Raw genomic sequence first — 22,467 nt, 5'->3', positions numbered from 1 at the left:
TCCGTCCGATGCAGGGAGTTTGATGGAATGAAAGCACCACTTGAGTGGCTCAAGGAATATGTGGATGTGGATTGCTCGGCTGAGGAGTTGGCCGAGCGGCTGACCAAGTCGGGCCTGAGCCTCGAAGAGTTGATTGGCGAGGGCGACCAGGCGGTTCTGGACGTGGAGGTGACCAGCAACCGGCCGGATTGCCTGGGCGTGATCGGGCTGGCCCGCGAGGCGGCGGCGGTGTTGGGACGGACGCTGCGGCTCCCGCAGATCGAACTGAAGGAAAGCCCAGCCGAGGCGGCCAGGCTCTGTTCGGTGCGGGTGGATGATCCGGACCTGTGTCCGCGGTACACCGCCCGGGTGATCGAGGGCGTTAAGATCGGGCCATCGCCGGCGTGGCTGGTCGGGCGGCTCGAGGCGGTCGGGGTGCGGAGCGTCAATAACGTCGTCGACGTGACCAACTACGTGATGTTCGAGATTGGCCAGCCGCTGCACGCGTTCGACTGTGCGAAGCTGGCTGAGCATAGGATCATCGTTCGCCGGGCTCGCGGCGGCGAGACGATCGTGGCCATCGACGGTTCGCAGCACGAGCTGTCCGACCGCAACCTGATCATCGCCGACGCCCGTCGGCCGGTGGCGGTGGCGGGCGTGATGGGCGGGCTTGAGACGGAGGTTTCCGCGACGACCACGACCGTGCTGCTGGAGAGCGCGGAGTTCGACCCGCTGTGCGTTCGCCGCACCGCGCGGCAGCTCAATCTGCATTCCGAATCGTCGTACCGGTTCGAACGCGGAGTCGATCCGGTGGCCACCGAGTGGGCGTCGCGCCGGGCGGCCCGGTTGATCGTCGAGACGGCGGGCGGCCAGATCGCCCGCGGCATGGTGGACGTCTGGGCCGAGCCGTTCAAGCCGGCGCAGTTGACCCTGCCGATGGCCCTGATTCAGCGCATCCTGGGCATCGAGGCGCCTCGGGCGGCGGTTCAGCAGATACTGACGAGTCTCGGCTTTGCGGTCGAGCCGGTCGAAGGGGGGTTCGCGGTCGAAGTGCCGCCGCATCGGCGTCGCGACGTGACCCGTCCGATCGACCTGGTCGAGGAGGTCGGCCGCATCTGGGGTTACGACAAGGTGCCGATGCGCGAGACGATCCGGATCGCCGCCCAGCGTCGCAGCCGCCAGGAGATCGTGACCGATCTGGTTTCCGACGGCCTGAACCAGGCGGGGTTCAACGAGGCGATGACGGTGTCGCTGGTCTCGCCGGAGACGGCGGGGCTGTTCACGGAGGTCGAGACCGACCGGATGCTGACGGTGGCCGATCATCAGCGGCGGGCGGACAACGTGCTTCGCTGCACGCTGGCGCCGTCGCTGCTGGAGTCGTCGCGGCTCAACCAGAACGTGGGCAACCGCCTGTGCGAGTTGTACGAGATCGCGCGGGTCTATCCGCCGCCGCAAGACGGCGGGCTGCCCAAGGAGCGGATCCACCTGGCGATGGTCTCGATGCGCGAACTTCGCGTGGTGAGCGGGGCGCTGGAGCACGTAGCCGATCTGCTGGGCCGACCCGGTGAGCTGCGACTTAAGCCCGTGCCGCTCAAGTGGTTCCTGCCGGACCAGTCGGCGGAGGTGTGGCTGGGCGAGGTGCGGCTGGGCATCGCCGGATCGATCTCGCCGGCGATCCGCAAGCAGTTCGATCTCCGCAAGCCGGTGTGCGTGGCCGAGATCGACTTTAAACTGCTGCTGGAACTGCCGCGGACCACGCCGGTCTATCAGCCGCTGGCCAAATACCCGGCGATCGAACGGGATTTGTCGATTGTGGTCGATGAGCCGATTACCTGGGACCGGATCGAGCGGACCATTCACGAGTTGCACATCGAGGAGCTTCAGACCATCCGCTTCAACGAGCTGTTCCGCGGCAAGCAGGTTGCGCCGGGCAAGAAGAGCATCTTCCTGACCCTGGAGTTTCGCCATCCGGAGCGAAGCCTGACCCACGAGCAGGTCGACCAGTACCAGCAGGCCATTACCGAGGCCCTGCAGAACCGCTGTAAGGCCGTTCTGCGGGCAAGCTGAGTCCGACCGGGAGGACGCGGTCATGACGGATGAGAAGAAGCCGAATCTCTGGAAGCGACTGACCAACCGCCGGGACGAAGCCGGCGAAATGCCGGACGAACCGGGGACCCAGGCGGAAGGGCCGGGCGAGCCGGATGAGGATTCCGCCGGCGGCTGGCGACGATGGTTTCGAGGCCAGGAACTGGCCCGCCAGCTCGAACAGTATTCCGGCGAACTGGCCCAGGTCCGGTCGCGAATCGAGGAGTCGTTCAACCAGCTTTCGGAGTACCTCAGGAGCCACCGCCCGATCTCGGAGCGGATCGCCGATTCGCTTCGGCCCATGCCCGACCTGATCGGCCAGCAGCTTCGCATGATGGAGCAGATCTCCGGCAAGCTCGATCGGATGGGCCAGGCCAACGAGAAGCTGAGTTCGACCCTGGACGCCCTGCCCAAATCCTACCGCGAGCAGTCGGAAAAGCTCGAGATGATCGAGGACCAGATGCAGAGCCACGCCCAGGCCGACCGGGCGATGCTGGAAAACCTCGAGCAGCTCGGCCACAATCTGGCCAGCCTGGTGCGGGTGGGCGAGACGCAGCAGAAGGCCCTTGAGGATCTCAAGGAAGGCATCACCGGCGTTTACGACCTGAACAACCGCTTTCTCGGCATGGCTGGGAGGGCGATGGGCATGATGAAGGTCATGTTCATCACGGGCATCGTTGGGGCTGTTCTGGCGGGGATCCTGTTGGTCGCCATACTGATCCGCTTGTCCTGAGTGTCATCCATCGCTTGCGTCTCACAGGAAGAGGGTGGTGACCAGGAACATCGCCAACAGGACGACCGCGCCGATCAGAAATCGCATCCACATTTTTGGGCCTCCAATTCTTCCGTACCGTTTCTCTGGATGACCAATTGTGCAAACGCCGTGCCACGAGCTCATACCCGTTTTATAGGGTCTGAACGCGGTTTGTGACCTGATAGATGGGGCAGGTGACGCAGTGAAAACGCCCGTATGGGGTGAAGAAACCCAACGTAGGGCTTGGGAGACTATGATTATCTAAGGGTCATTATGGGGGATCGACCATGAACGCGATGCGACGCAGATTGAGCGTGGGGCTGGCGGCGGTTTTCTGGGCGATCTGCTGGGGCGGGACGGCGACGGCTCACCGGCCGGTCTTTCCTGACGGCGACGCTTCGGCGTGGCAAAACGCCATCCAGATCGACCGGCCGGCGGTCTCGCAGGTGGTGTACTACGAATTACAGGGGCAAGAGCTGCGGCTGTGGCTCACGTTCGTGGCCGATGCGGGGTTTGAGGTTTTTCTGCAACTGGGTTTGCCCAAGATTGATCGTTTGGCTGACTATCGGCCGAGTTTCGCCCTGCTGGGATCGGGTTTCGAGCCGATCGACCTGCCGTTCGACACGCCGGAAGGCTTGGGCGGCCGGGTCTTTACCACCGAGGACGTGAGCGATCCGCGGGTCTTTCATGAGACGTTCACCGATACGACTTCGTGGATTGTCAAGGAGGTGACAGTGACGCTGCCGCAGAGCGGGCGCTATTACGTGGTCGCGTGGCCGAACGGGGACGCAGCGGACAAGCTGTGGCTTTCGATCGGCCGCGAGGAGACCTTCGGCCTCGGCGACCTGTTCCTGTTCGACGACTGGACCGGGCAGGCCCGCCAGTTCCACGAAGTGCCGCCGGCGCTGTTCTTCGGCATCCCGTGTTTTCTCCTGACCGTGCTGCCGTTGCTGTTCCTGAGCCTTTCGCCGAAGCTATTGTCCGGCCGCTGAGCGGGATGCCGTCGTGAAGCTCATCCGCGGTGGCTGCTTGCCCGGCCGATCCGCTGATGGTATGATCGCGGGCGGTTTCAGGCGGCAAGGACGGAACAATGCAGGAACAGGATTTCGATCTGATCGAGACTCCGGAAAACGTCGAGCTGGAGCAGCGGCTTGCGGGCATCGGTTCCCGACTGGTGGCAGGGGTGATCGACGTGATCATCATGTTTCTGGTCTTCTTCATAGGCTTTCTTCTGCTGCTTCTGGCTTCTGGCATCAACTCGGTGGGCGCCGCCTTCAACATGCAAGCCTGGGCGGTGGCGTTCATGGTCGTTGTCCTTTTCCTGATGTTTTGGGGCTATCCCATTTTGTTCGAATACTGGTGGAACGGTCAGACGCCGGGCAAGCGGCACATGCGGATTCGCGTGGTGAGGGAGGGCGGAGGTGGCGTGGGTTTTGCGGAGGTGGCGACGCGGAATCTGCTGCGGATCGTCGATCTGATGCCTTTCGGCTACGGCGTGGCCGGTGTGACGATGTTCCTGACCAGAAAGGTGCAGCGTCTGGGCGATCTGGCGGCTGGGACGGTGGTGATCTCGGAGCAGGCGACGGACTACTCGGCCTTCAGCGACCGGACGACGCCCAAGGAGTGGGAGGCGGCGATGAGTCCGGCGGCGCTGCGGGCCACGTCGCTGACCCCGCAGGAGTACCGGGTCATTGCCAATTACCACATCCGTCGCACGGAGCTGAGTCTGGAGGCCCGCGAGCGGGTGTTGCCCAAGCTGCTGGCGCCGATTCTGGCCCGGCTTGGCGTGCAACTGCCGGAGATGTCGGTGGTGGTCATGGAGGCCTACGTGGATGAACTGATGGACAAGGCCCGCCGGGCTGAGCAGTCGGAGAAGCCTCCGGAGGCGCAGCCATGACGGCGGCTCGATTCCTGGAAACGCGGGGTCCGGCCTGGGACCGGCTTGAGGAGTTGCTTGAGGCGATGGGCCGGCGTGGCGTTGGGACGCTGAGCGAGGAGCAACTGCACGAGTTGACCCGGCTGTACCCGGCGGTGGCGGTGGATGTGGCGCGGGCCCGGCTCTATCATCTGGACCCCACGACCCAAAGCCGGATCAACCGGCTGGCGGTTCAGGCGCACAGCCATCTGTATCGCGGCGCACGTCCGCGGCCTCTGCTGGCGATCTGGCGGTTCTTTCGCTGGGACTATCCGCGGCTGTTTCGGCGGCTGTGGGCTTACGTGGTTCTGGCGGTGGTGATATTTCTGGTTGGCGGTTTGGGGGCGTATGCGAGCGTGGTGATGCGTCCTTCGACGGCGTACCGGCTGGTGCCGTTCGAATTCGACATGGTGGACGGCAGCGAGGAGGTCACGGCTGAGGACATCAGCGAACGGTTCCGGCATATGGACAAGCCGCCGATGGCCACGGGGATCGTGACGAACAACATCCGGGTTTCGTTCGTGGCCTTCGCCCTCGGGATAACCGCGGGGATCGGCACGTGCTATATCGTGCTGTTCAACGCGATCATGCTGGGCGGATTTGCCGGGCACTTTGCCAGCCATCAATTGAGCTACGAGTTCTGGTCGTTCATCGCCGGGCACGGGATTCTGGAGATTTTTGCGATTCTCGTTTCATCGGGCGCGGGGTTGCGGCTTGGCATTTCGTTGGCCCTGCCGGGACGGTTGACCCGGCGGGAGTCGTTGCGGCAGGGGGGGCTCGAGGCGGTCCTGCTGGTGTTGGGCACGATTCCGATGTTCGTGGTCGCGGGCCTGGTTGAGACGCTGATTACTCCGTCGTATCTGCCGGGTGGGCTGAAGATTCTGCTGGGAGTTCTGCTGGGCGGCGGTGCGTTGGCTTACGTGCTGTTGACGGCTCGCGGTCCCGAGCCGACGGGCCTTAGAGACGCTGCGTTGACTTGATCAGCACGTAGCGGTTGATCAGTTCGGGCGTGAGGGCGTCGGGCGGGACGTCGAGCACCGAGATACCCATTCGCCGCATGCCCGTGAGGGCCTCTTCGCGTGCGTTCAGGACGTCCATCGCCACCGCTTGGGCGTAGAGATCGTCGCTGCGGGCCAGCGGGCGGTCCGCGAGTTGTCGGACCTCGGGGTTGGCCAGCGTGACCGCCAGCGGCAGGTGGTGCCTGGCGAACCGGGCCATGTAGGCGATCAGGATGTCGCTGGCCTGGCGGTCGATGATGTCGGTCATGACGCAGATCAGGCTTCGCTTGCGGTTACGCAGGCCGAGGAAGCGGCAGGCTCCGCCGTAGTCGGATTCGACCAGCCGCGGTTCGAGGGCGTAGAGCGACCGGGCCACGCGGTCGATGTTTTTGATTCCGCGCAGCGGCGGCAGGTAGCTTTCGATCCGGTCGCTGAAGGCGACGAGGCTGAACCAGTCGCCCTGGCGGAGCGAGACGTAGCCGAGCATCAGGGCGGCGTTGATCAGGTAGTCGAGGCGGCTGAGGCCGGCGAACTCGCCGGCGGTGGCCCGTCCCACGTCAATCGCCACCAGCACGCTCTGCTGGCGTTCAGGCTCGAAGTTCCGGACGATCAGCCGCGAGCGTTTGGCGGTGGCCTTCCAGTCGATCCGGGCCATGTCGTCGCCGTCCGCGTACTGGCGCAGGCTCTCGAACTCGGCGCCCTGCCCGAACTGGCGCAGGCGCATGATGCCTTCGGCGGTCAGGCCTCGCCGCAGCAGAAGCTCGTACTTGCGGACGTTGACCAGGTTGGGGAAGACCTGCACCTCGGCCGGCAGGTGCAGGGCGAACTGCCGATAGAAAAGTCCGCCCGCGGGCAGGGCGCGGACGTCCACGCGATCCAACCGGTATCGTCCGCGTTTCCTGGCGGTCAGACGGTATTCGACGGTGGCGCGGCCTCCGGCTGCGATGATTGTCCGGCACGGATCGGGGTCGGTCCGCATCACGGCGGGCAGGTCCTCGGCCAGCAGGAGCGTCAGCCGGCGGCGCGTGTTGTTCTCGATCTCGAATCGCACCGGAGTCGGCGAAGCCAGCGAGACTCGCGAAGGGGCCAGGCGCCGGATGACGATGCTCCGCCGGCGCGGCAGAAGCAGCAGGTCGATCAGGGCGTAGAGTCCCAGCGCCGCTGCGTAGATCAATCCCACCGCGGCCAGCGGACCGTAGATCGCCCCGCCCAGGAAGATGGGCACGGCGGCGAGCACCAGGATGATCAGTCGCGGCGAAGGGACCATTTACCGCGGCACCTCAACTTTCAGAAGCAATTCGGCGATGCAGTCGTCGCTGGTGCGGCCTTCGACCTCGAGTTCCGGCAGCAGCAGCATCCGATGGCGGAGCACGGGCGCGGCCATGGCCTTGACGTCGTCGGGCGTCACGTAGTTTCGATCGGCGATCACCGCCGCCGCCTTGGCCGCCAGCATCAGCAGCACCGCCGCCCGCGGACTGGCTCCCAGCGAGATCTGCGGCATGGAGCGGGTGGCCCGGACGATCTGCGTCACGTAGCGTCGCACCATCTCCTCGACGCGCACGTTCCGCACCGTCTGTCGCAGCTCGGCCAGGACGGCTGGGTCCAAGACCGTCTCGATACGGGCCGTCTGAAGGTCGGACGCGTCAAAGCCGCTTTCCACCTTGTCCAGGATCGCCGTCTCATGTTCCTCGGTCGGATAGTCGACAAGGATTTTCATCATGAACCGGTCCACCTGCGCCTCGGGCAGCGGGTAGGTGCCTTCAAACTCGATCGGGTTCTGGGTGGCGAAGACGGTGAACACCGGCGACATCGGGTGCGAGACCCCGTCGATGGTCACCTGGTGCTCCTGCATCGCTTCGAGCAGGGCCGACTGGGTCTTGGCCGGGGCACGGTTGATCTCATCGGCGAGCAGCAGGTCGGCGAAGACGGGCCCGGGACGAAACGCGAACTGCCCGGTCGCGGTGTTGTAGATGTTGACTCCGAGGATGTCGGAGGGCATCAGGTCGGGGGTGAACTGGACCCGTCGAAACTGGCTGCCCGTGGCGTGCGAGAGGGCCCGCGCCAGCAGCGTCTTGGCCGTGCCCGGCACCCCTTCGAGCAGGGCGTGTCCTCCGGCCAGCAGCACCGCGGTCATCTGTTCGATCGGGCCGGTCTGCCCGACCACCACCTTGCCCAGTTCCGCCACCACCCGGTTGGCGAGCTCATTGGCCTGCCTGATTTCCATGCAAAACCTCCAGTTCAATCGCGGCCAGTTCGGCCGTCAGTTGCCGCAGTTGTCCGTTCGACAGACGCCGCTGGGCCATGGCTGCGTCGCATTGCCGCAGGACCGCATCGTATCGCTGAGCCGGCTGCTCCATCCGCCGCGCGAGGGCGGCGGCCACGTCGCCGCTGTCCGCGGAAGGGGGAAGTCCGACCGCGGCGGCCAGTCGCCGGCGCAGGCGCTGATAGAGATGCCCGAAGGTCAGGCGGTTGGCCCCAGCCGCCTGGTACGTCGTTGCCACCGACTGGATGTACTCCAGCTTGGACCGCCGTCGTCGCCGCTCCAGCGGATAGCGGCTGCCAAATCGCCGTCCGCGGTAGAACAAATACAGTATGCCCGCTGCGGTCAGCGACAGGACCGCCCATCCGGCGGCGGTCTCCAGCAGCATCGCCCACATGATCGACCAGCCGGAGAGACGCCGGCCGAACCCGTTGTGGTATTCGTCGAAGCTTACGTTCGGGCCACGCGCCAGATTCCGGGCGTAGGCGGCGAGATTGACCGCCAGGACTGCATTGTCGGCCAGGCCGATCCAGCCGTTGTTGAGGAACGAGGAGTCGGCCAGCGCGATCACCCAGCCGCGGCCGACGGGCGCAGCGGCGACGCGAAGCCCTCGCTCGTCCGCGAAAAGCCGCTCGACCTGGCCCGAGGTCCGCGGCGGGTCCTGCGGCTGGATGTCCAGCGTAGCGGGGCTGACGGTGGCGATGGAAGAGACGTCGCGGGCCAGCGGCAGATCCGGCTCGTTCTCCGCGACCGCGGTCACGTCGGCGAGGTCGCGAGGCGGCGATCGGCGGGGAAACGGCTGCGGACGTTCCTCGCTCTGCATGACCACCGTCCTGGCCAGATCGACCGACGATGGGTCGGACGTTACCAGCACTCCGCCCGCTCGCAGCCATTCGTCGAGTTCTTCCCGTTCCATTCTGTCCACCCGCGAGACCGGGTTCAGCAGGAACAGCACGTCGACTTCGGCCAGTTCCTCGTGAAACAGCGGCGACTCGTTCCGCTTGGCCTTCAGGCTCAGCCGGTCCAGCAGCGTGTGATAGACCCGCATTCCTTCGGGAGTGTTGGAGTAGGTGCTCGGATAGGGCCGCTTGGACGCCGCGCCGTCCCTCCACCGGTCCATCGTCAGCAGCGCGGTCGTCCCAATCACCACCAGACCCAGGACGATCAGGATCAGGTATTCGTCTCTATGACTCTTGCCGGACCTGCTCATGGAATTCCTGAAACATCGCGTGCATTTGCTCGTAGGTCGCGCGATCGCAGACGTTCCCGCCGTAGATCGCCCGGTCGAACACGTTCACGAATTGCCGGAGGCCGCGCCGACTTGCCCGCTCGGGCGGGTACTCCCGCACGTAGTCGCCGTTGGTCTTGCTCTCGTGGAAGCGGACGAGGCGGCGGGCGTCGAGCCACTGGAGCAAGGCCAGCATCATCAGCGCGGCGGCATGGCGGAAATCGCCCTTGGCTGCGCTGTCCGCCATGGCCGAGACGAGGTCCTGGTAGCCCCGGTTCCTCAGATCGCCGAGCGGGCCCGCCTCCGCCTCTTCTCGCCGTCGACGCGGCCACAAGACGGCGATCGTCCAGATCAGGTGGGCCAGGATCGCCACCAGCGCCAGTATGGCCCAGACCAGCAGAATCGTCCACAGGACCCTGGCCAGGGATTCGGGGATATGTGGGGCGTTCCAATCCGAGAACCTTTCCCTGAACCACTCGGTGATGATCTGCCAGAGCGACTGGCGAGGGGCGTAGCGCGGGTCGGCGAGAATGTCCCGCACCTCGCTGCGGATCGCACCGACCTCCGGGCGGCTGTAAGAGCCCGGCCCCTCGGACACCTGGCCCGACGCCCGTCCGGTCGCCCACAACGCCAGCACCAGCGCAAGAAGCTTCACCGGCCGGCGATACCGGGTCCGGCGCGAACCGCTGTGAAGCGATCCGATCGTCATGCTAACGGGCCTCGTGGGTCTGCAGCGACTGGGCGAGCATCTCCAGATCGAAGCCTTCCTTGCGGATTCGCAGATCGTAGTACAGCAGGATCAGCGCGCCGGTCACGATGGGCAGGGCGACGATCTGGCCCGCGGTCTGGATGAGCTGCGCCACCAGCGTCTGGGCGGCGGAGGGAGTGCCGTCGAAACCCGTGATCAGTGCGGCGGGCACGCCGAACGCAATGCTGATCACCCAGGTGATGACCATCGCCAGAAAGCCCACGCCGAATACCTTGCCCAGGTTGCCGGAGGCCAACTGGCGGCTTCGCGACATGGCCGCCGTCGCCTTCTTGTCCTCCAAAACCACCACCTGAGTGGTCAGCGCGAACCACAGGGCGAAGATCACGCCGGGCACGATGAGCAGGGCGAAGCCGAACATGACCGCCACGGCGACCAGGATCGCCGCCCAGATGATCGTTCCGAGCCTCGGCCAGACCGCCCGATAGACCTGTCCGACCGTCACGTCACGGCCCAGGTAGAACTCCGACACGGCCTTGATCAAGGCCCCCGTGCAGAGGTTGTATCCAACGACGATCAGGAAAACCGTGATCAGCATCAGCACCGCTCCGCCGAGCGCCATCCCGACGCTCGGTTCCTGCTGAAATCGGAGCCGTTCGAACTGCTCAAAGCCCTCCGGCGTCGTCTGGCCGAGCATCATGGCCGCCTCGCCGGGCTCGCGCGCCCCGTCCTGCTCGAACCCGTCTTCGTCAAAACCCTCTTCCTCGTACTGGTAGTCCTCGTAGGGAACGGTCTGCATCGGGACGCTTGACTGGAGCATCGCCTGCGCGATCCCCTGGATCAGTCCGATCGGGATGTAGACCACGGCCACGATCGCGATGAACGGCAGGAAATTGGCCCGGTACATCTTGAACGTCCGGTCCAGAATCTGCCCTACCGACATCGGCTCGAACTGCTGTTGAACGGCCATCGAGAATCCTCCCATGCAAGATAACCCGGAACCGGCGTCAGGACCTGCCATCGCGGTGCCTCTGCGCCCTGCCGTTGCTTTCAGGGAATCTACCGCCGCCCCGGGGCCGATGCAAGCGTCATCTGCTCCGGCTGCAACCGGTGATGCGTTTCATCGCCCGCGGGAATTCACAGGCGAGATGAGGTCGCGTTTTCCGGGTTATTCAGAGAGTCTTCGCCGCAGCAGGCATGGGATGAGCATGAGCAGGATGGTGGCCGGTTCGGGAACCGCATAGTCAAGGACGAGCATCGGCCGGTGATTCAGCGTGTATTCCGAGCTGTAGAAATCGATCCCGTTTGTGCCGCTGGCCAGGGGAAGCAGGATCCATCCCCAGTTCTCCTCGCCGTCGATCCAGCTCCGCAGCGTGTCGGTGACGTCGAGCTGGAGGAGCCCGTTCGTCACGTTCCCGCCGTCGTTGTTGGCCCCGATGACCAACTCGGGGATGGACATGGCCTCCACGTCGTCGGCCTGGATCCCATCGCCGAGGGAGTTCCAGGTGTCCGTTTCATCCCAGCCGCAAAGCATCCGGTGCAGAGTGAACCCGCTGCCGGGGTTGGTGATGTCGAGGATGAGTCTGGCCAGGGCGATATCCGAACCGTATGGGACCTGCCCTTCGTCGGAGCCGAAGAGATCGTCAAACCGGATCAGGCCCTGGGTCTTGCCACCGCCATCGTCGGCGTCAACCGTCATGCCGGTTGCGGACGCCTGGCTCGTATCCGGAGCGGCCTGGCGCAGCTCGGTGTCCGACGTTCCGGAGTATCCGGTTCGCCCGTTCTGGAAAACCACCTGCGAGAGCGAGGGGTCCATTTCGACGATGACGGTGAGCTTCGGCCGGTAGAGCGGATTGCTGTCTTCCGAGGAGTCGAAGACAATCCCGTTCGTTCCACTTGAGAACGGTAGAATGGCCCAGCCGCGATTGGTTTGGCCGTTGGCCCAGGCGGCGACGCTGGACGTCACGTCAAGCGTTACGGTTCCCTCGGTGACGTTTGCGCCGGAGTTGTTGGCGCCAACGGAGTCGTCGGCAACCGCTTGGGCCTCGACGCCATCAGCTTGGATGCCCGCACCCGTCCCGTTCCACGTCGACGATTCGTTCCAGTTCACAAGGGCGCGGTGGGCGTTGAGCCCGCTTCCCTCATTGGTGACGTTGAGGGTCAGCGCGGCTGAGGTCACGTTCATCCCCGGCCTGATCCTGCCCGCATTGTCGCCGACCAGGCCGCTGAACCGCACGAGCCCCTGGGTCGGCCCGGGGGACGAGCCGTCATACGAGTCCACTTTGATCGACGCATTGGCCCCTTGCACCGCGTCGGGGTCGGCGGACTTCAGCTCCGTGTCCACCGTGCCGCCGTATCCGCTGATCCCCTGCTGGAGGGTGATGGTATAGGCGGGTGGCGGGTCCGGCGGCGGCTCGATGAATCCGTTGACCTGGATCGTCGAGCCGAACGTTACGTCGTAGCTGAGTTGGCTGTCCGAGTCGGTCAGGTATTCCCCCTTGGTCGGCGAGTAGGTCTGGACGTTGATCCGGCTGCTGGCGGCGTCGAATTCCAGGGTTCGCAGATACCCGTCGCCGCCGTTGGAATAGGTCTGGTAATCGCTTAGCATCTCGATCACCTTGCCGCCCGCGTCGTTGGTCGAGACCTGCTGGTTTTCGCCGTGCATGTGGCCGCAGAGGACCATGAAGATCTGCGAGTTGGACCTGACGAAGCTGTTCCAGATGCTGGAGCCCTGGGACGTGTAGCCGCCAAGGTCCAGGTACGAGTGGGTCGATACGATCGTCTGTTTTCCGGGGTTCGCATCCAGGACGGACTGTGCCCAGGAGATTGCGCCGGCGTCGGGAGCGAATTGAAGGTTCAGGTGCAGGAAGTCGTAGCCGCCGGCGGAGAAGGTCTGATAGTGGTTCCGGGAATTCGTTGAACCTCCGCCGTACCACGACATGCCGCTGTAGCGGGAAGGGCCGAAGTAGGAGTCGTAGTACGACCCGACGTCGTGGTTGCCCATGCACGCGCTGTAGGGTACCTGTCCATGAAGGACGTTCATCGAGGCGTTCGCGTTCTGCCACTGGGTCGAATCGTCGGCGACGTTGACCAAATCGCCCAGATGGGTCACGAAGGAAATATTCCGGGTGGACTGGTTATCGACGATCCATTGGGTCTGGCTGGTGAACGTCTCGGGATAGCTCTGGCTGTAGATTTGGGTGTCGGGCAGGGCCACGATGCTGAACGGATCGCCCCGACCGGCTGAAGGAAGGCATAACAGGACGATCATAACGAACGCCAACCGCCCAGAAAACGATCTGGTCTTCATCTCTCTCTCCCATCAATGTGCCCATGGACGGCTTCTGGCCACCCATCCTCTTCTCAGGATCGGCGTTTCCCATTCAGCCTCCACTGAGTGGGAAAGCAAGAGAGGAACCCAGAGCCCTGCCCATTTCTCACAAGCTTCATAGGATACCAGATAGCCGTCGCAAAAGCAAGTGCTTTGCGCAGGCCACACTGACCCGGGTTTTTGCCTCATCCGGGGCGACGGGTGCCGCGCCAGCCCTGGCCGTGCCATGCGGCGGGCACACGCCGTCCCGGCTGGGCGACCGCTCTTTTACCGGTTGCCCAGGAGCCGCCGCCAGAACAGGCACGGGATCGCCAGGAGCAGGATGGTGGCCGGTTCGGGCACGAGATAGTCGACGACGAGCATCGGCCGGTAGTATGCCTACAATAAAGAAAACGTGTGGAAGGCGTTCCTCTTTGCCTGGCTATACACGCCTTTCACACGTTTTGTTATGAGGCTTGTCCGCTCCGTGGAGCAGAGTCCGGCTAGGGTTTTCGCCTCAGCATCAGTCCGCCCAGCGCCAGCAGACTCAGGATCATGGGTTCGGGGACCGGGGTAATGCTGGCGTCTATCGCAACCTGATGAGAGGCTTCGGCCCACTTGTAGACACCAAACATGATGGTATCTCCCTGATTCAGGGTCGCAACGCCGTCGTAGCCGGCGTTCCACCCATCAGTGGAAACCGGGGCGACCACCGGGGCGCCCAGTGAGGAGCCCGGAAATCCGTCGATCTGATCCAACAGCACGTTCGTACCGTTGATCCTCACGAACACGTTTGAACCGTTGCCGTTCATCCAGCGGTTTTGGAAATCAACGGATACGTTCCACTGTCCCGCTTGAGGGGCGGTAAAGACAACCGCGGACCACTTGGTGGGATCGGTGGGGATCATCATGGAGGTCATCCCGGCTTCCCAGCTCATGCCGCCCCACTCCGGATGATCTTCCGCTCCGGCGGCCTTGTTGATGTTTCCGGACGAATCCGGATCGCCGTCCGTCTCCCACAAGGCCAGGCCCGTACCGGCGGGCATGGTGTGGTTGTGGGCGACGAAAGGACCGTCTCCACTGTTGGCCAGATATCCGTACGACCACACGCCGTTGGGATTCCCGGCCGTTGTGCTGAAATCGTCCGAGTACTCGTAACCCTGGGCCATGCCGTAGGACAATGCCAGACTCAGGAACAGCAGCAAGACTCTCCTCGTGTTCTTCATCGGACTCTCCCTCACCAAGAAAGGTGTTTTATTCGGCGGACGTTCCGCCGGGATTCTCCTCATCTGGCGGAGTGGCCGCAATGTTCTGTTCGGTCTGCCGCATCGGGTGAATCAGCACGTCCGGCACCTCGAAGGCCTGGGTGATCACCGAGGTCTGGAGCTGCTGCAGGTAGTCAAAGACCGCCATGTGATGCTTCATGGCGTTGGTGACGTGCCGTTCGATCCAGAAATAGGCCTGATCGGCGTCGTGTCGTTCCAGGGCCCGGAAGATTCGGCGGTGAAATCCATAGTCGCGGGCGATCTGTTTGATGTAGTTCTGGCCGGGAAGCACGACGTGCGTGCGAAGCACCTGGGTCAGGATATGGAGATCGCCCACCAGTTTGGCCAACTGCTGGTTTCGGGCGGCCCGAATGATCGTCAGATGGAAGTAGATATTGAGTTGATAGATGTTCCTCAGATCCGGATCGGTGGTAATGGACGCCGGCGGGATCGGAGCCGGGTTGTCCTGGGGATATCCGATCTTTCGACGGTACTGCCGCAGGGAATTCAAATGGTCGAGCAGATTTGTTCGGAGTTCCGCCAGTTCCTGCGGCGTGACCTTTTGAGCCGCCAGCTTGGCCGCTCCGCTCTCCAGCAGGATACGCAACTCGAATTTTTCCTGGAGTTCGTCGCGAGAAAGCCGGCGCTGGCGAATCCCCCGATTCGTCACGGTTTCGACCAGTCCCTCGCTCTCCAGTTGAATGATGGCCTCTCGCACCGGCGTATAGCTCATTCCAATCAGTTTGGCGACCTTGCCGGTGGAAAAGAAGGCGCCCTCCGCCCACTGGCCCATCAACAGCCCATGACGGATATGGTTATACGCTTTGGTTTTCAGGTTGTCGGCCATCGTTCCTCAGATCCCGGAACAGAGATTCTCGTGCCATGAAGGGTCTTATATAACCCAATATAGAGGTTCTTACGGAAAAATCAACGGAAAAAGGGGATGAGCGACAGGGGCTTTGATTCTGCCGGTCTGTGGTCGCTTGGCGGTGGTCGGGTTTGCTGTCGGCAGGGATCAGGGTGTGCCGGAAAGCGCCCGAAGCTTGCGTTTCAACATGGCCGTTGCCCGCGGTACGATTTGGAGCGGGTCTTCTTGGGAAAAATTCTCGATTGACACGTATCCGCGGTAGCCGTGGCGGTGGAAGGTTTCGACGATTCGGCTGTAGTCGAGCAGGCGGTCGTCCTGTTCCGCCTCGTCGAGGCGATAGATTTTGGCGTGGCAGTAGACCATCTCCGGGCACAGCTTGTCGATGCCCGCATAGATGTCTTCGAATGGCCGGGCTCGGTCCAGGATTTCAGGATGCTGCACGAAGTCATCGCCGTAGCGGATGTCCTCGTAGAAGTTGCCGGTGTCGATATTGACCTTGAACCACGGCGAGTCGACCGCCCGTACGACCTCCAGCGTGTCGTCGGCGGTTCGCGTGGCGCCATAGTGATTCTCCATTGCGATGACAATGCCCAGCCGCTCGGCGCGGCGGACCACGTTGCGGTAGGTTTCGACGACCCACCGGCGGACCTGTTCCCACGTTACGGTTCGGTTCGTGAGGGTCTCGAGCGTATTGACCATCTGGCCGGTGTTGACCCGCAGGATCGGCGAACCCAGGAAGTAGGCCTTCTCCAGCCAGTCGAGGATGTTCTGTTTTTCGCGGGCGATCTCCTCGTCGCTGTTCCGCACGAACACCGATTCGATGGCGACGGCGGCGATGTCCAGACCGAGGGTGGTGGCCCGGCGCTTGATTTCGGCTGGTGATATCGGGTCCTTGAGCAGGTAGCCGTCGTTGAGTTCGATGCCGTCAAAGCCGATCTTAGCGCAGGCTTCGATGTAGCCGCCGATGTCCATCTGCTTCGCTTCGAACGCCCGATTGAACGCGAACGTCGCCGCGGTCAGTTTCATGCCTTTACCTCCACCACGCCCTTGACGTAGTCCGCTGAGCTTCGCACGCTTTCCTCCAGACGTGGTACGTCGTCCAGGCTGAGGCGGTGCGTGATCAGCGGCGTCAGGTCGATCTTCCTTGCCGCCACCTCGGCGCCGACTTCCTCGATGAGCCGGCCGTAGATCTCGTGTGGTGCCGGGTGCGAAAAGATGAAGGTCAGGTCTTGCACGTGCCACCTTTCCAGAACGACCTGTCTGGGTCCGCCGAACCATCCGTGCACCAGCACGGTTCCGCCCGGTCGGACCGCCTCGTGGATTCGTTCCAGCACATCGGCTGCGCCCGTCGCCTCGATGGCCAGATCGGCTCCGGTCGCGTTCGTGAGCTTGACGATGGCGGCTGGTGCATCCTCTTTCGCCGCGTCGATCGTCCACCTCGCTCCCATCCGTCTGGCCAGGTCGAGCCGCAGATCGTTGGTGTCGATTGCGATGATCCGCCCGTATCCACGGCGGGCCAGGAGGTGGATCAGTCCCAACCCCATGTAACCGGCTCCGAAGACCACCAGGGTCGCGTTCGGCTCAAGCCGGACCTTGCCGGCTGAGTGGTGCATCACGGCCATCGGTTCGCCCAGCAGGTCGAGGTACGCTACGCCTTCGGGCAACTTGCCGCAGTATTCCTGACGGACCGCGGCGTACTCCTGGAAACCCGGACCCAGGTATGAGACGCGGTCGCCGGGCCGGAAGCGCGCCACGCCGTGGCCGACGGCGACCACCTCGCCCGATCCCTCGTGGGCCAGGCCCAGGTTGTTAAAGCCGTTGGCGGGGTAGCTGGTCCCTTCGCCTTCGATCACGTGCCGGAACGTCGGCCAGTCCACTCCGCAGGCCCGCACCCGCACCAGCAGTTCGCCCTCGCCCGGCTCCGGGATCGGCGCTTCGTCGATTCGCACCTGGTGCGGGGCTGTTACCTCCACGTACCGCATCGTCGCTATTGACGTCTCCTGTTATTCTCGTATCGCCGCTGTCGACTCGCGGACGATCACATCCGGCTTGAGCACTCGATCCTGATACGTCCCCTGGTCGTGCAGGGCCAGAAGGGACGCGACGGCCAGTTGTCCCAGCTCATCCATCCGGCTGTCCACCGTGGTCAGCGACGGGATGGCGTATCGGGACGCGTCGATGTTGTCAAACGCAGCCACCGAGATATCCCGCGGGATGCGAAGGCCGGCGTCCGCGACCGCCCGCATCGCCCCGATCGCCGTCTCGTCGTTGATGGCGATGATCGCGGTAGGGCGGTCAGAGCATTTCAAGACGGTCTGTGCGGCCTGGTAGCCTTCCTCCAGCCCCAGGAAGCACTCGCAGCATGATGTTTCCGGGTCGAACGGCAGTCCGCGCCGGGTCATTGCCCGAGCGAATCCTTTGTACTTCTCGTACTCCTGGGTCATCGGCCGGCCGGAGTCGTCCGGTCCGCTTCTTCTGTGGCGGTTGCCCAGCCCGCAGTAGCAGATCCGCCGATGTCCCAGCGAGGCGAGGTGATCGACCAGCGCCTCGATGCCCGCTGCGCTGTCGATCCGGACCGAGGGCACGTTGGGCGAGCGGCTGATCCCGTGGATCTGCACTGCCGAGGCCCCGAGCCCGACGATCCGCGAGAGCTCTCCGGGCGCCGGATCACCCAGGATCAGGAGCCCAATCTCGCGCCAGTTCCGCCGGCGCGGGGTCGCGTCGTCCTCTTTCAGAAAGGCGCCGAGAAAGGCGATGCGAAGCCGGATCGCCGGGTCGCAACCGAGCACTGACCGCCGAACGCTGCGGAGCACCTGCGCCCAGAACGGGCTGTGCCCGACGTATTCGGAGGCGGTGTTCAGGCCCTCCCGCGCGCCGGAGAGGCAGTAGATGGTCCGCAGCGGGGCCGGCCGCCCGGCCGGGTCGGCGTCGGCGAGGTACACGCCCTTGCACGGCTGGCTCACGAAGATGCCCTCATCGGTCATCTGGGCCACCGCCCGGGCAATCGTTCCCCGGCCCACCCCGGTCAAATCGCTGAGCCGGCGGATCGACGGCAGCTTCTGGCCCGCCCTGAGCCCCCGCTGACCGATCAGGTGCAGAATGTGGGTCCGAACCTGGGTGTGCATCGGGTCCCGCACCGCCGGGTCGATCACCGCTTCCCTTTCGTCCAGGCGTTTGCTCTCCTGTCGTTTTCCCATCGGCGTCCGTCGGTCCCTTGGTTAGACCTGTCACGCTGTCACTAAGAATAGTGTGCCGGGTCGGCGAACGGCCGTCAAGCGAAAAACCGCCTGAACTGTGCTATGACTTTGGAAGTGCGGATGGGATGGGCCGCAAGGGCCAAGTTCGGGCTGCTGTGATTCGGTTTAATAGAGATGACACAATGACAGATGCATGCCGGTCGTAGCTGAAGGGGATAGTCCTGGGAGTGAACCGCCAGGGTGTGGTGCAAGGCTCATTCCCGCTGCTCATTCAATAGCAGCGTGGCCCGACTTTGCTGTCCAAACGGCCGGTTGAAATTCCTTTCGCTATTGCGGTGGGTTGAGTAGGCTTGTCGCGTGAAGTTGCAGTGTCCTGGACGTAAAGGAAGAGCATGAACCAGCCGGAAATTCTGATGTACGTCTTGATCGTTGCCTTCTGTCTGATCGCGGCGGTTCCCAGCGCACTGGCCGCCGACGCAAAAATGCCCGCCGACCTGGAGACGCGGGAGTTTGCGGTCCGTCCCGCCGAGATTGTCACTGTTACCGGCGAAAAGCACAAGCTCTCCGCTGAGCAGCCCAACACGTGGGCCTCCAAGACCAAGCTGATGCAGGTCCACTGCTTTGGACCCGGAAGCGGGATCGTCGTGGTTGGAGCGGTCGATCCGGCCAGTTCGCCACGGCGAGAAGGTGCTGAAGGTGAATGAGGACTACGTGTGTGATCCGGCGTGGGCGGCATTTGGCATCGGCCCCAAATCGTCGATCACGCCGGAGGATGAGGTCCTGATCGACTACCGCTATTCCCTTCGCCGCATCGACTCCCTCGTTCGCACCGCCGACGGTGAGGAACTCATCGTCGAAGGCAAGAGCGAGCTGGTCGTGGCCAAGCCGCCGGCCCTGGCTGAGGGGCAGACCCGCCTGGCCAACATCGTCGTCGACTTCCACAGCGACGGCAAGAGCAACGTGCAGGTCCTTCCGCTCGCTGAGACCGCTGCGGAGGCCCAGACCGCCAGCACGCCGGGCCGACTGCCCAAGGCGACGGCCAAGATCAGAGCCGGCCAGCCGCTGACCATCGTGTGTTGGGGCGACAGCGTTACCTGCGGAGGCGACGCCACACCCGGCAACCGGTATCCGGAAGTCCTCGAGAAGATGCTCAAGGAGAAGTTCCCTGACGCTCCGATCGCCGTTAACGTCATCGCCATCGGTGGCTCCAACTCGCGCCAGTGGCTGTACCCCGGCGACGACCAGTTCAAGGGGCAGTTCGACCGGATTGTGGCCGCCAAGCCCGACGTGGTCACCATCGAGTTCGTCAACGACTTCTACGGTTTGGGTGATCCGAAGGATTTCGATCCGACGTACGAGGAGATTCTCAAACGCTTCCGGGCGATCGACGCCGAGATCGTCCTGATCACGCCGCACTTCGTCCATGGCATGCCGCGCGACCACGACAACCGGCCGTATGTGGCCAACCTCAAGCGATTCGCTGAGAAGCACGACCTCGCCCTCGCCGACGCCTCCGCCCGATGGGCCCACCTGTGGCGCGAGGGGTTGCCGTACATCACGCTGCTGGCGAACAACTGGAACCATCCGGACGACCGCGGCCATCGACTCTTCGCCGAGGAACTCATCAAGTGCTTTGAACCGTAGGACGGATATACCGTCCAGCCCTTGGGTGACACGCCGCTCCAAGCCCGGATTGAACAACGCCTTCGCCGCGCCTAAACGGCAGTCAGACCTGAGCTTGGCCCACGCCAAGCACGGGGAAATCATCTCACCATCACGCTTGCCGCAAGATGGATATCGGCTTCGATTCTCATACGAAGCAGTATTTTCGTGGGACACCAATCCGTGATTTTCAGATCGAGCACCTTATCGGAGCTCATTGGGACGATCGCGTCGGATTTGCTTGTCCCGTCGACCAGCAGTTCCGCCTGTACGACCCTAAACCCTCCATGGCTGCTATGCGAGAACAACTCCACTTCATACCTCTGGGGGATGCGGCACGCGGCAGTAAGATCAACGGTGTATTCCTTACTGCCCGGGGCTATTTCCAGATCCGCAACCGAGATCGGATTCACAAGCGACAGGCTGTCTTTGTCAAAGAGTGGAACGGACCCGACAGAATAAGCAGCAAGTTTCTTCACGGAAACGGGACCGGCCTTTTCCATGCACCTGAACCGTATGGACGACACCGTTTTCGGTTCGAAGCAGTCTATTTTCTTGTGTCCCACCGCGCTGCCCGTGCACAATTCCCGCCAGCCGCCCTCCGTCAGGCCCTCAATCACGTACTGGCGTATTCTCTCGCCATTACGGATATCTTCCATGATAACGACATGGTCGACCATTTCCGGTCGGGCAAGGGGTAGAAGCACCTCGTCGCCGTTTCCGGCCACTTCCGCCAGCGGGCAGGCAAAACGTTTCCTTATCTCCGCTCCAAACTCCGCCGCCCTGGCGGCATCGGCGGCGGGTATGAGTCCGCTCCTATCGGGATTGCTGTTCAAAAGCAGCACTCCGCCATAGCCGACGGATTGGTAGTACACGTCGATCAACTGCTGGAGACTTTTGAGATACTGCTCGCCGCCGTCGTTATGGAACCAGAAATGATCGCGTATGGGCGTATCCACCTCGAGCGGCAACCAGCAGTCACCATCCGGCGTGCCGTGGACCGCCGTCACCTTTCCCGTCACGGCGTCCCGCTTTTTCACCGCATTCCATGCCGGGTACGGGAGGATCCCTTTTTCGCTTCCAGGCCATCGAATATTCGCACAAGGCCCCTGAAAGCATATCACGCCGGGAGCATGCTCTTCGACGATATCCTCTATGGGAACGACGATGCTGCCGTCAAACCACAGCTCCATGATCGGGCCGTATTTCGTCAGCAGTTCCGTAAGCTGCCGCCTGTAGATGTCGTTATAGCGTGATTGCGCGTCGCGGTTCGGGCATACACCGCCGGGCAATGCTCCATGATGCTGGTCGCCGGGACTGAGATAGATGCCCAATCCCAAGCCCCTGTTCCGGCAACTCTCCGCAAGATCGGCGACAATGTCGCCCTTTCCTCCGCGCCACGGAGTGTTTCGGATTGAATAGTCGGTCGAGTCGGTCTGCCAGTTACAGAAGCCGCTGTAATGCTTGGCAACATGAATAATATATTCGGCGCCGATACTCTCGGCCACGTCGCACCATTGTTCAGTATCAAGTTCGGACGGATTGAATTGCGTGAGGTCGAAATTACCTTCCACGCCGGTTCCGCCTTGGGTGTTGGCGTATACCGGCACGTCAAAGTGGACGAACATGCCGATTTCACCATCATGCCACGCGATCTGCTGTGGTGTAGGTCTGGCCAGTGCATCGCTCATGGGTCTGTCCTCTCAACTTCCGCAACAGGGCCAACGTGCGGCAGTGTTCAAGCCTACCGCCTGACGATTGCCTGTCTTGGGACAGAGTACAGTGCACCCGGTGCGTGTGCAAGGGCATCGCCGCCGTCAGTGCCGGCTGCGGTCCCAGATGATCCGGTATTCGAAGTCCCAGCCGTTCCATGGGGCACCGAACTGGACCAGGGCGGGATTGACCGGCTCGAAGGAGTTGAACCGCCAGACGTTGGTCTGATGCGTGACGTGGCCGTCGACGCCCAGCAGGCCGATCGCCATCTCGCCGTTGATCCAGTGGCTGGTCTGGGCGGGACCGGGCCAGCCTTTGGCCATGTCGGACATCAGAACCCACCAGTTTTCGGAGCGGTCGATCTGTCGCGGGCTGTGGTAGTCGTTGCGGAAGTAGGGGTGTTGCGTTTCGTCATAGGCGCCGAGGTAGGTGTAGCCCATCAGCAGGACCCGCGGGTCGCTGCCGGTCTGCAGGAGGCGGACGGACGGCTGAAACGGGCAGACGAACAGATCCTCGGGCAACCCGTG

At 63.3% G+C, this 22,467-nt stretch carries 21 protein-coding genes; 7 read left to right on the top strand and 14 right to left on the bottom strand.

Features of this window, described 5'->3' with window-relative positions; all coding sequences use genetic code 11:
* Positions 1–27 precede the first annotated feature (27 nt).
* The 5 genes from pheT to GXY33_01650 all read left to right on the top strand — a co-directional run bounded on the left by pheT (position 28) and on the right by GXY33_01650 (position 5,713).
* On the top strand, positions 28–2,046 hold the full coding sequence (gene pheT, locus GXY33_01670; protein ID NLX03831.1) for a phenylalanine--tRNA ligase subunit beta: 2,019 nt from the start codon (positions 28–30) through the stop codon (positions 2,044–2,046).
* A 22-nt stretch (positions 2,047–2,068) separates the two neighbouring features.
* The gene (locus GXY33_01665; GenBank protein NLX03830.1) at positions 2,069–2,797 is read left to right on the top strand and encodes a hypothetical protein; all 729 of its coding nucleotides are present in this window, start codon (positions 2,069–2,071) and stop codon (positions 2,795–2,797) included.
* Between the two features lie 308 nt (positions 2,798–3,105).
* Entirely contained in the window at positions 3,106–3,810 is a 705-nt protein-coding gene (locus GXY33_01660; protein ID NLX03829.1) for a hypothetical protein, read from the top strand.
* Between the two features lie 98 nt (positions 3,811–3,908).
* Positions 3,909–4,715: an RDD family protein gene (locus GXY33_01655; protein NLX03828.1), complete on the top strand. Its 807-nt coding sequence runs from the start codon at positions 3,909–3,911 to the stop codon at positions 4,713–4,715.
* Positions 4,712–5,713: a stage II sporulation protein M gene (locus GXY33_01650; GenBank protein ID NLX03827.1), complete on the top strand. Its 1,002-nt coding sequence runs from the start codon at positions 4,712–4,714 to the stop codon at positions 5,711–5,713. The genes GXY33_01655 and GXY33_01650 overlap by 4 nt, the downstream gene beginning before the upstream one ends.
* On the opposite strand, the gene GXY33_01645 is transcribed toward GXY33_01650, so the two are convergent.
* The 12 genes from GXY33_01645 to GXY33_01590 all read right to left on the bottom strand — a co-directional run bounded on the left by GXY33_01645 (position 5,691) and on the right by GXY33_01590 (position 18,565).
* Complete coding sequence (locus GXY33_01645) at positions 5,691–6,998, bottom strand: DUF58 domain-containing protein (protein ID NLX03826.1); 1,308 nt, start codon at positions 6,996–6,998, stop codon at positions 5,691–5,693. The genes GXY33_01650 and GXY33_01645 overlap by 23 nt on opposite strands.
* Positions 6,999–7,955, bottom strand: a complete 957-nt coding sequence (locus GXY33_01640) for a MoxR family ATPase (GenBank protein NLX03825.1) — start codon at positions 7,953–7,955, stop codon at positions 6,999–7,001.
* Positions 7,933–9,201, bottom strand: a complete 1,269-nt coding sequence (locus GXY33_01635) for a DUF4350 domain-containing protein (GenBank protein NLX03824.1) — start codon at positions 9,199–9,201, stop codon at positions 7,933–7,935. The genes GXY33_01640 and GXY33_01635 overlap by 23 nt, the downstream gene beginning before the upstream one ends.
* Positions 9,176–9,928 (bottom strand): DUF4129 domain-containing protein, encoded by a 753-nt coding sequence (locus GXY33_01630; protein NLX03823.1) that lies wholly within the window; start codon positions 9,926–9,928, stop codon positions 9,176–9,178. Before GXY33_01630 ends, GXY33_01635 begins: the two co-directional genes overlap by 26 nt.
* 1 nt (position 9,929) lies before the next feature.
* The gene (locus GXY33_01625) at positions 9,930–10,895 is read right to left on the bottom strand and encodes a hypothetical protein (protein ID NLX03822.1); all 966 of its coding nucleotides are present in this window, start codon (positions 10,893–10,895) and stop codon (positions 9,930–9,932) included.
* Between the two features lie 198 nt (positions 10,896–11,093).
* Positions 11,094–13,235, bottom strand: coding sequence for a DNRLRE domain-containing protein (locus GXY33_01620; protein NLX03821.1), 2,142 nt, complete (start codon positions 13,233–13,235; stop codon positions 11,094–11,096).
* 288 nt (positions 13,236–13,523) lie between these two features.
* On the bottom strand, positions 13,524–13,619 hold the full coding sequence (locus GXY33_01615; protein ID NLX03820.1) for a PEP-CTERM sorting domain-containing protein: 96 nt from the start codon (positions 13,617–13,619) through the stop codon (positions 13,524–13,526).
* Positions 13,620–13,738: 119 nt separating this feature from the next.
* On the bottom strand, positions 13,739–14,440 hold the full coding sequence (locus GXY33_01610) for a hypothetical protein (GenBank protein NLX03819.1): 702 nt from the start codon (positions 14,438–14,440) through the stop codon (positions 13,739–13,741).
* A 49-nt stretch (positions 14,441–14,489) separates the two neighbouring features.
* Entirely contained in the window at positions 14,490–15,347 is an 858-nt protein-coding gene (locus tag GXY33_01605) for a GntR family transcriptional regulator (GenBank protein ID NLX03818.1), read from the bottom strand.
* A gap of 168 nt (positions 15,348–15,515) precedes the next feature.
* The gene (locus GXY33_01600) at positions 15,516–16,394 is read right to left on the bottom strand and encodes a sugar phosphate isomerase/epimerase (protein ID NLX03817.1); all 879 of its coding nucleotides are present in this window, start codon (positions 16,392–16,394) and stop codon (positions 15,516–15,518) included.
* Positions 16,391–17,341, bottom strand: a complete 951-nt coding sequence (locus GXY33_01595; GenBank protein NLX03816.1) for a zinc-binding dehydrogenase — start codon at positions 17,339–17,341, stop codon at positions 16,391–16,393. The genes GXY33_01600 and GXY33_01595 overlap by 4 nt, the downstream gene beginning before the upstream one ends.
* A gap of 30 nt (positions 17,342–17,371) precedes the next feature.
* Entirely contained in the window at positions 17,372–18,565 is a 1,194-nt protein-coding gene (locus GXY33_01590) for a substrate-binding domain-containing protein (protein ID NLX03815.1), read from the bottom strand.
* Between the two features lie 392 nt (positions 18,566–18,957).
* Between GXY33_01590 and GXY33_01585 the strand changes: the two genes are divergently transcribed.
* Both GXY33_01585 and GXY33_01580 read left to right on the top strand, forming a co-directional pair.
* Positions 18,958–19,269: a hypothetical protein gene (locus tag GXY33_01585; protein NLX03814.1), complete on the top strand. Its 312-nt coding sequence runs from the start codon at positions 18,958–18,960 to the stop codon at positions 19,267–19,269.
* Complete coding sequence (locus GXY33_01580; protein NLX03813.1) at positions 19,262–20,209, top strand: SGNH/GDSL hydrolase family protein; 948 nt, start codon at positions 19,262–19,264, stop codon at positions 20,207–20,209. Before GXY33_01585 ends, GXY33_01580 begins: the two co-directional genes overlap by 8 nt.
* A 119-nt stretch (positions 20,210–20,328) precedes the next feature.
* Here GXY33_01580 and GXY33_01575 read toward each other — a convergent pair whose 3' ends face one another.
* Both GXY33_01575 and GXY33_01570 read right to left on the bottom strand, forming a co-directional pair.
* A complete protein-coding gene (locus GXY33_01575) occupies positions 20,329–21,918 on the bottom strand; it encodes an alpha-L-fucosidase (GenBank protein ID NLX03812.1) in 1,590 nt (529 codons plus the stop codon).
* Between the two features lie 126 nt (positions 21,919–22,044).
* Positions 22,045–22,467 (bottom strand): hypothetical protein (locus tag GXY33_01570; protein NLX03811.1); only part of this gene is annotated, 423 nt, incomplete at its 5' end.

The organism is Phycisphaerae bacterium, assembly GCA_012729815.1.
Taxonomy (GTDB): Bacteria; Planctomycetota; Phycisphaerae; order JAAYCJ01; family JAAYCJ01; genus JAAYCJ01.
The sequence above is the reverse complement of the archived record's forward strand: the minus strand, read 5'-3'. Positions and strand labels throughout refer to the sequence as shown.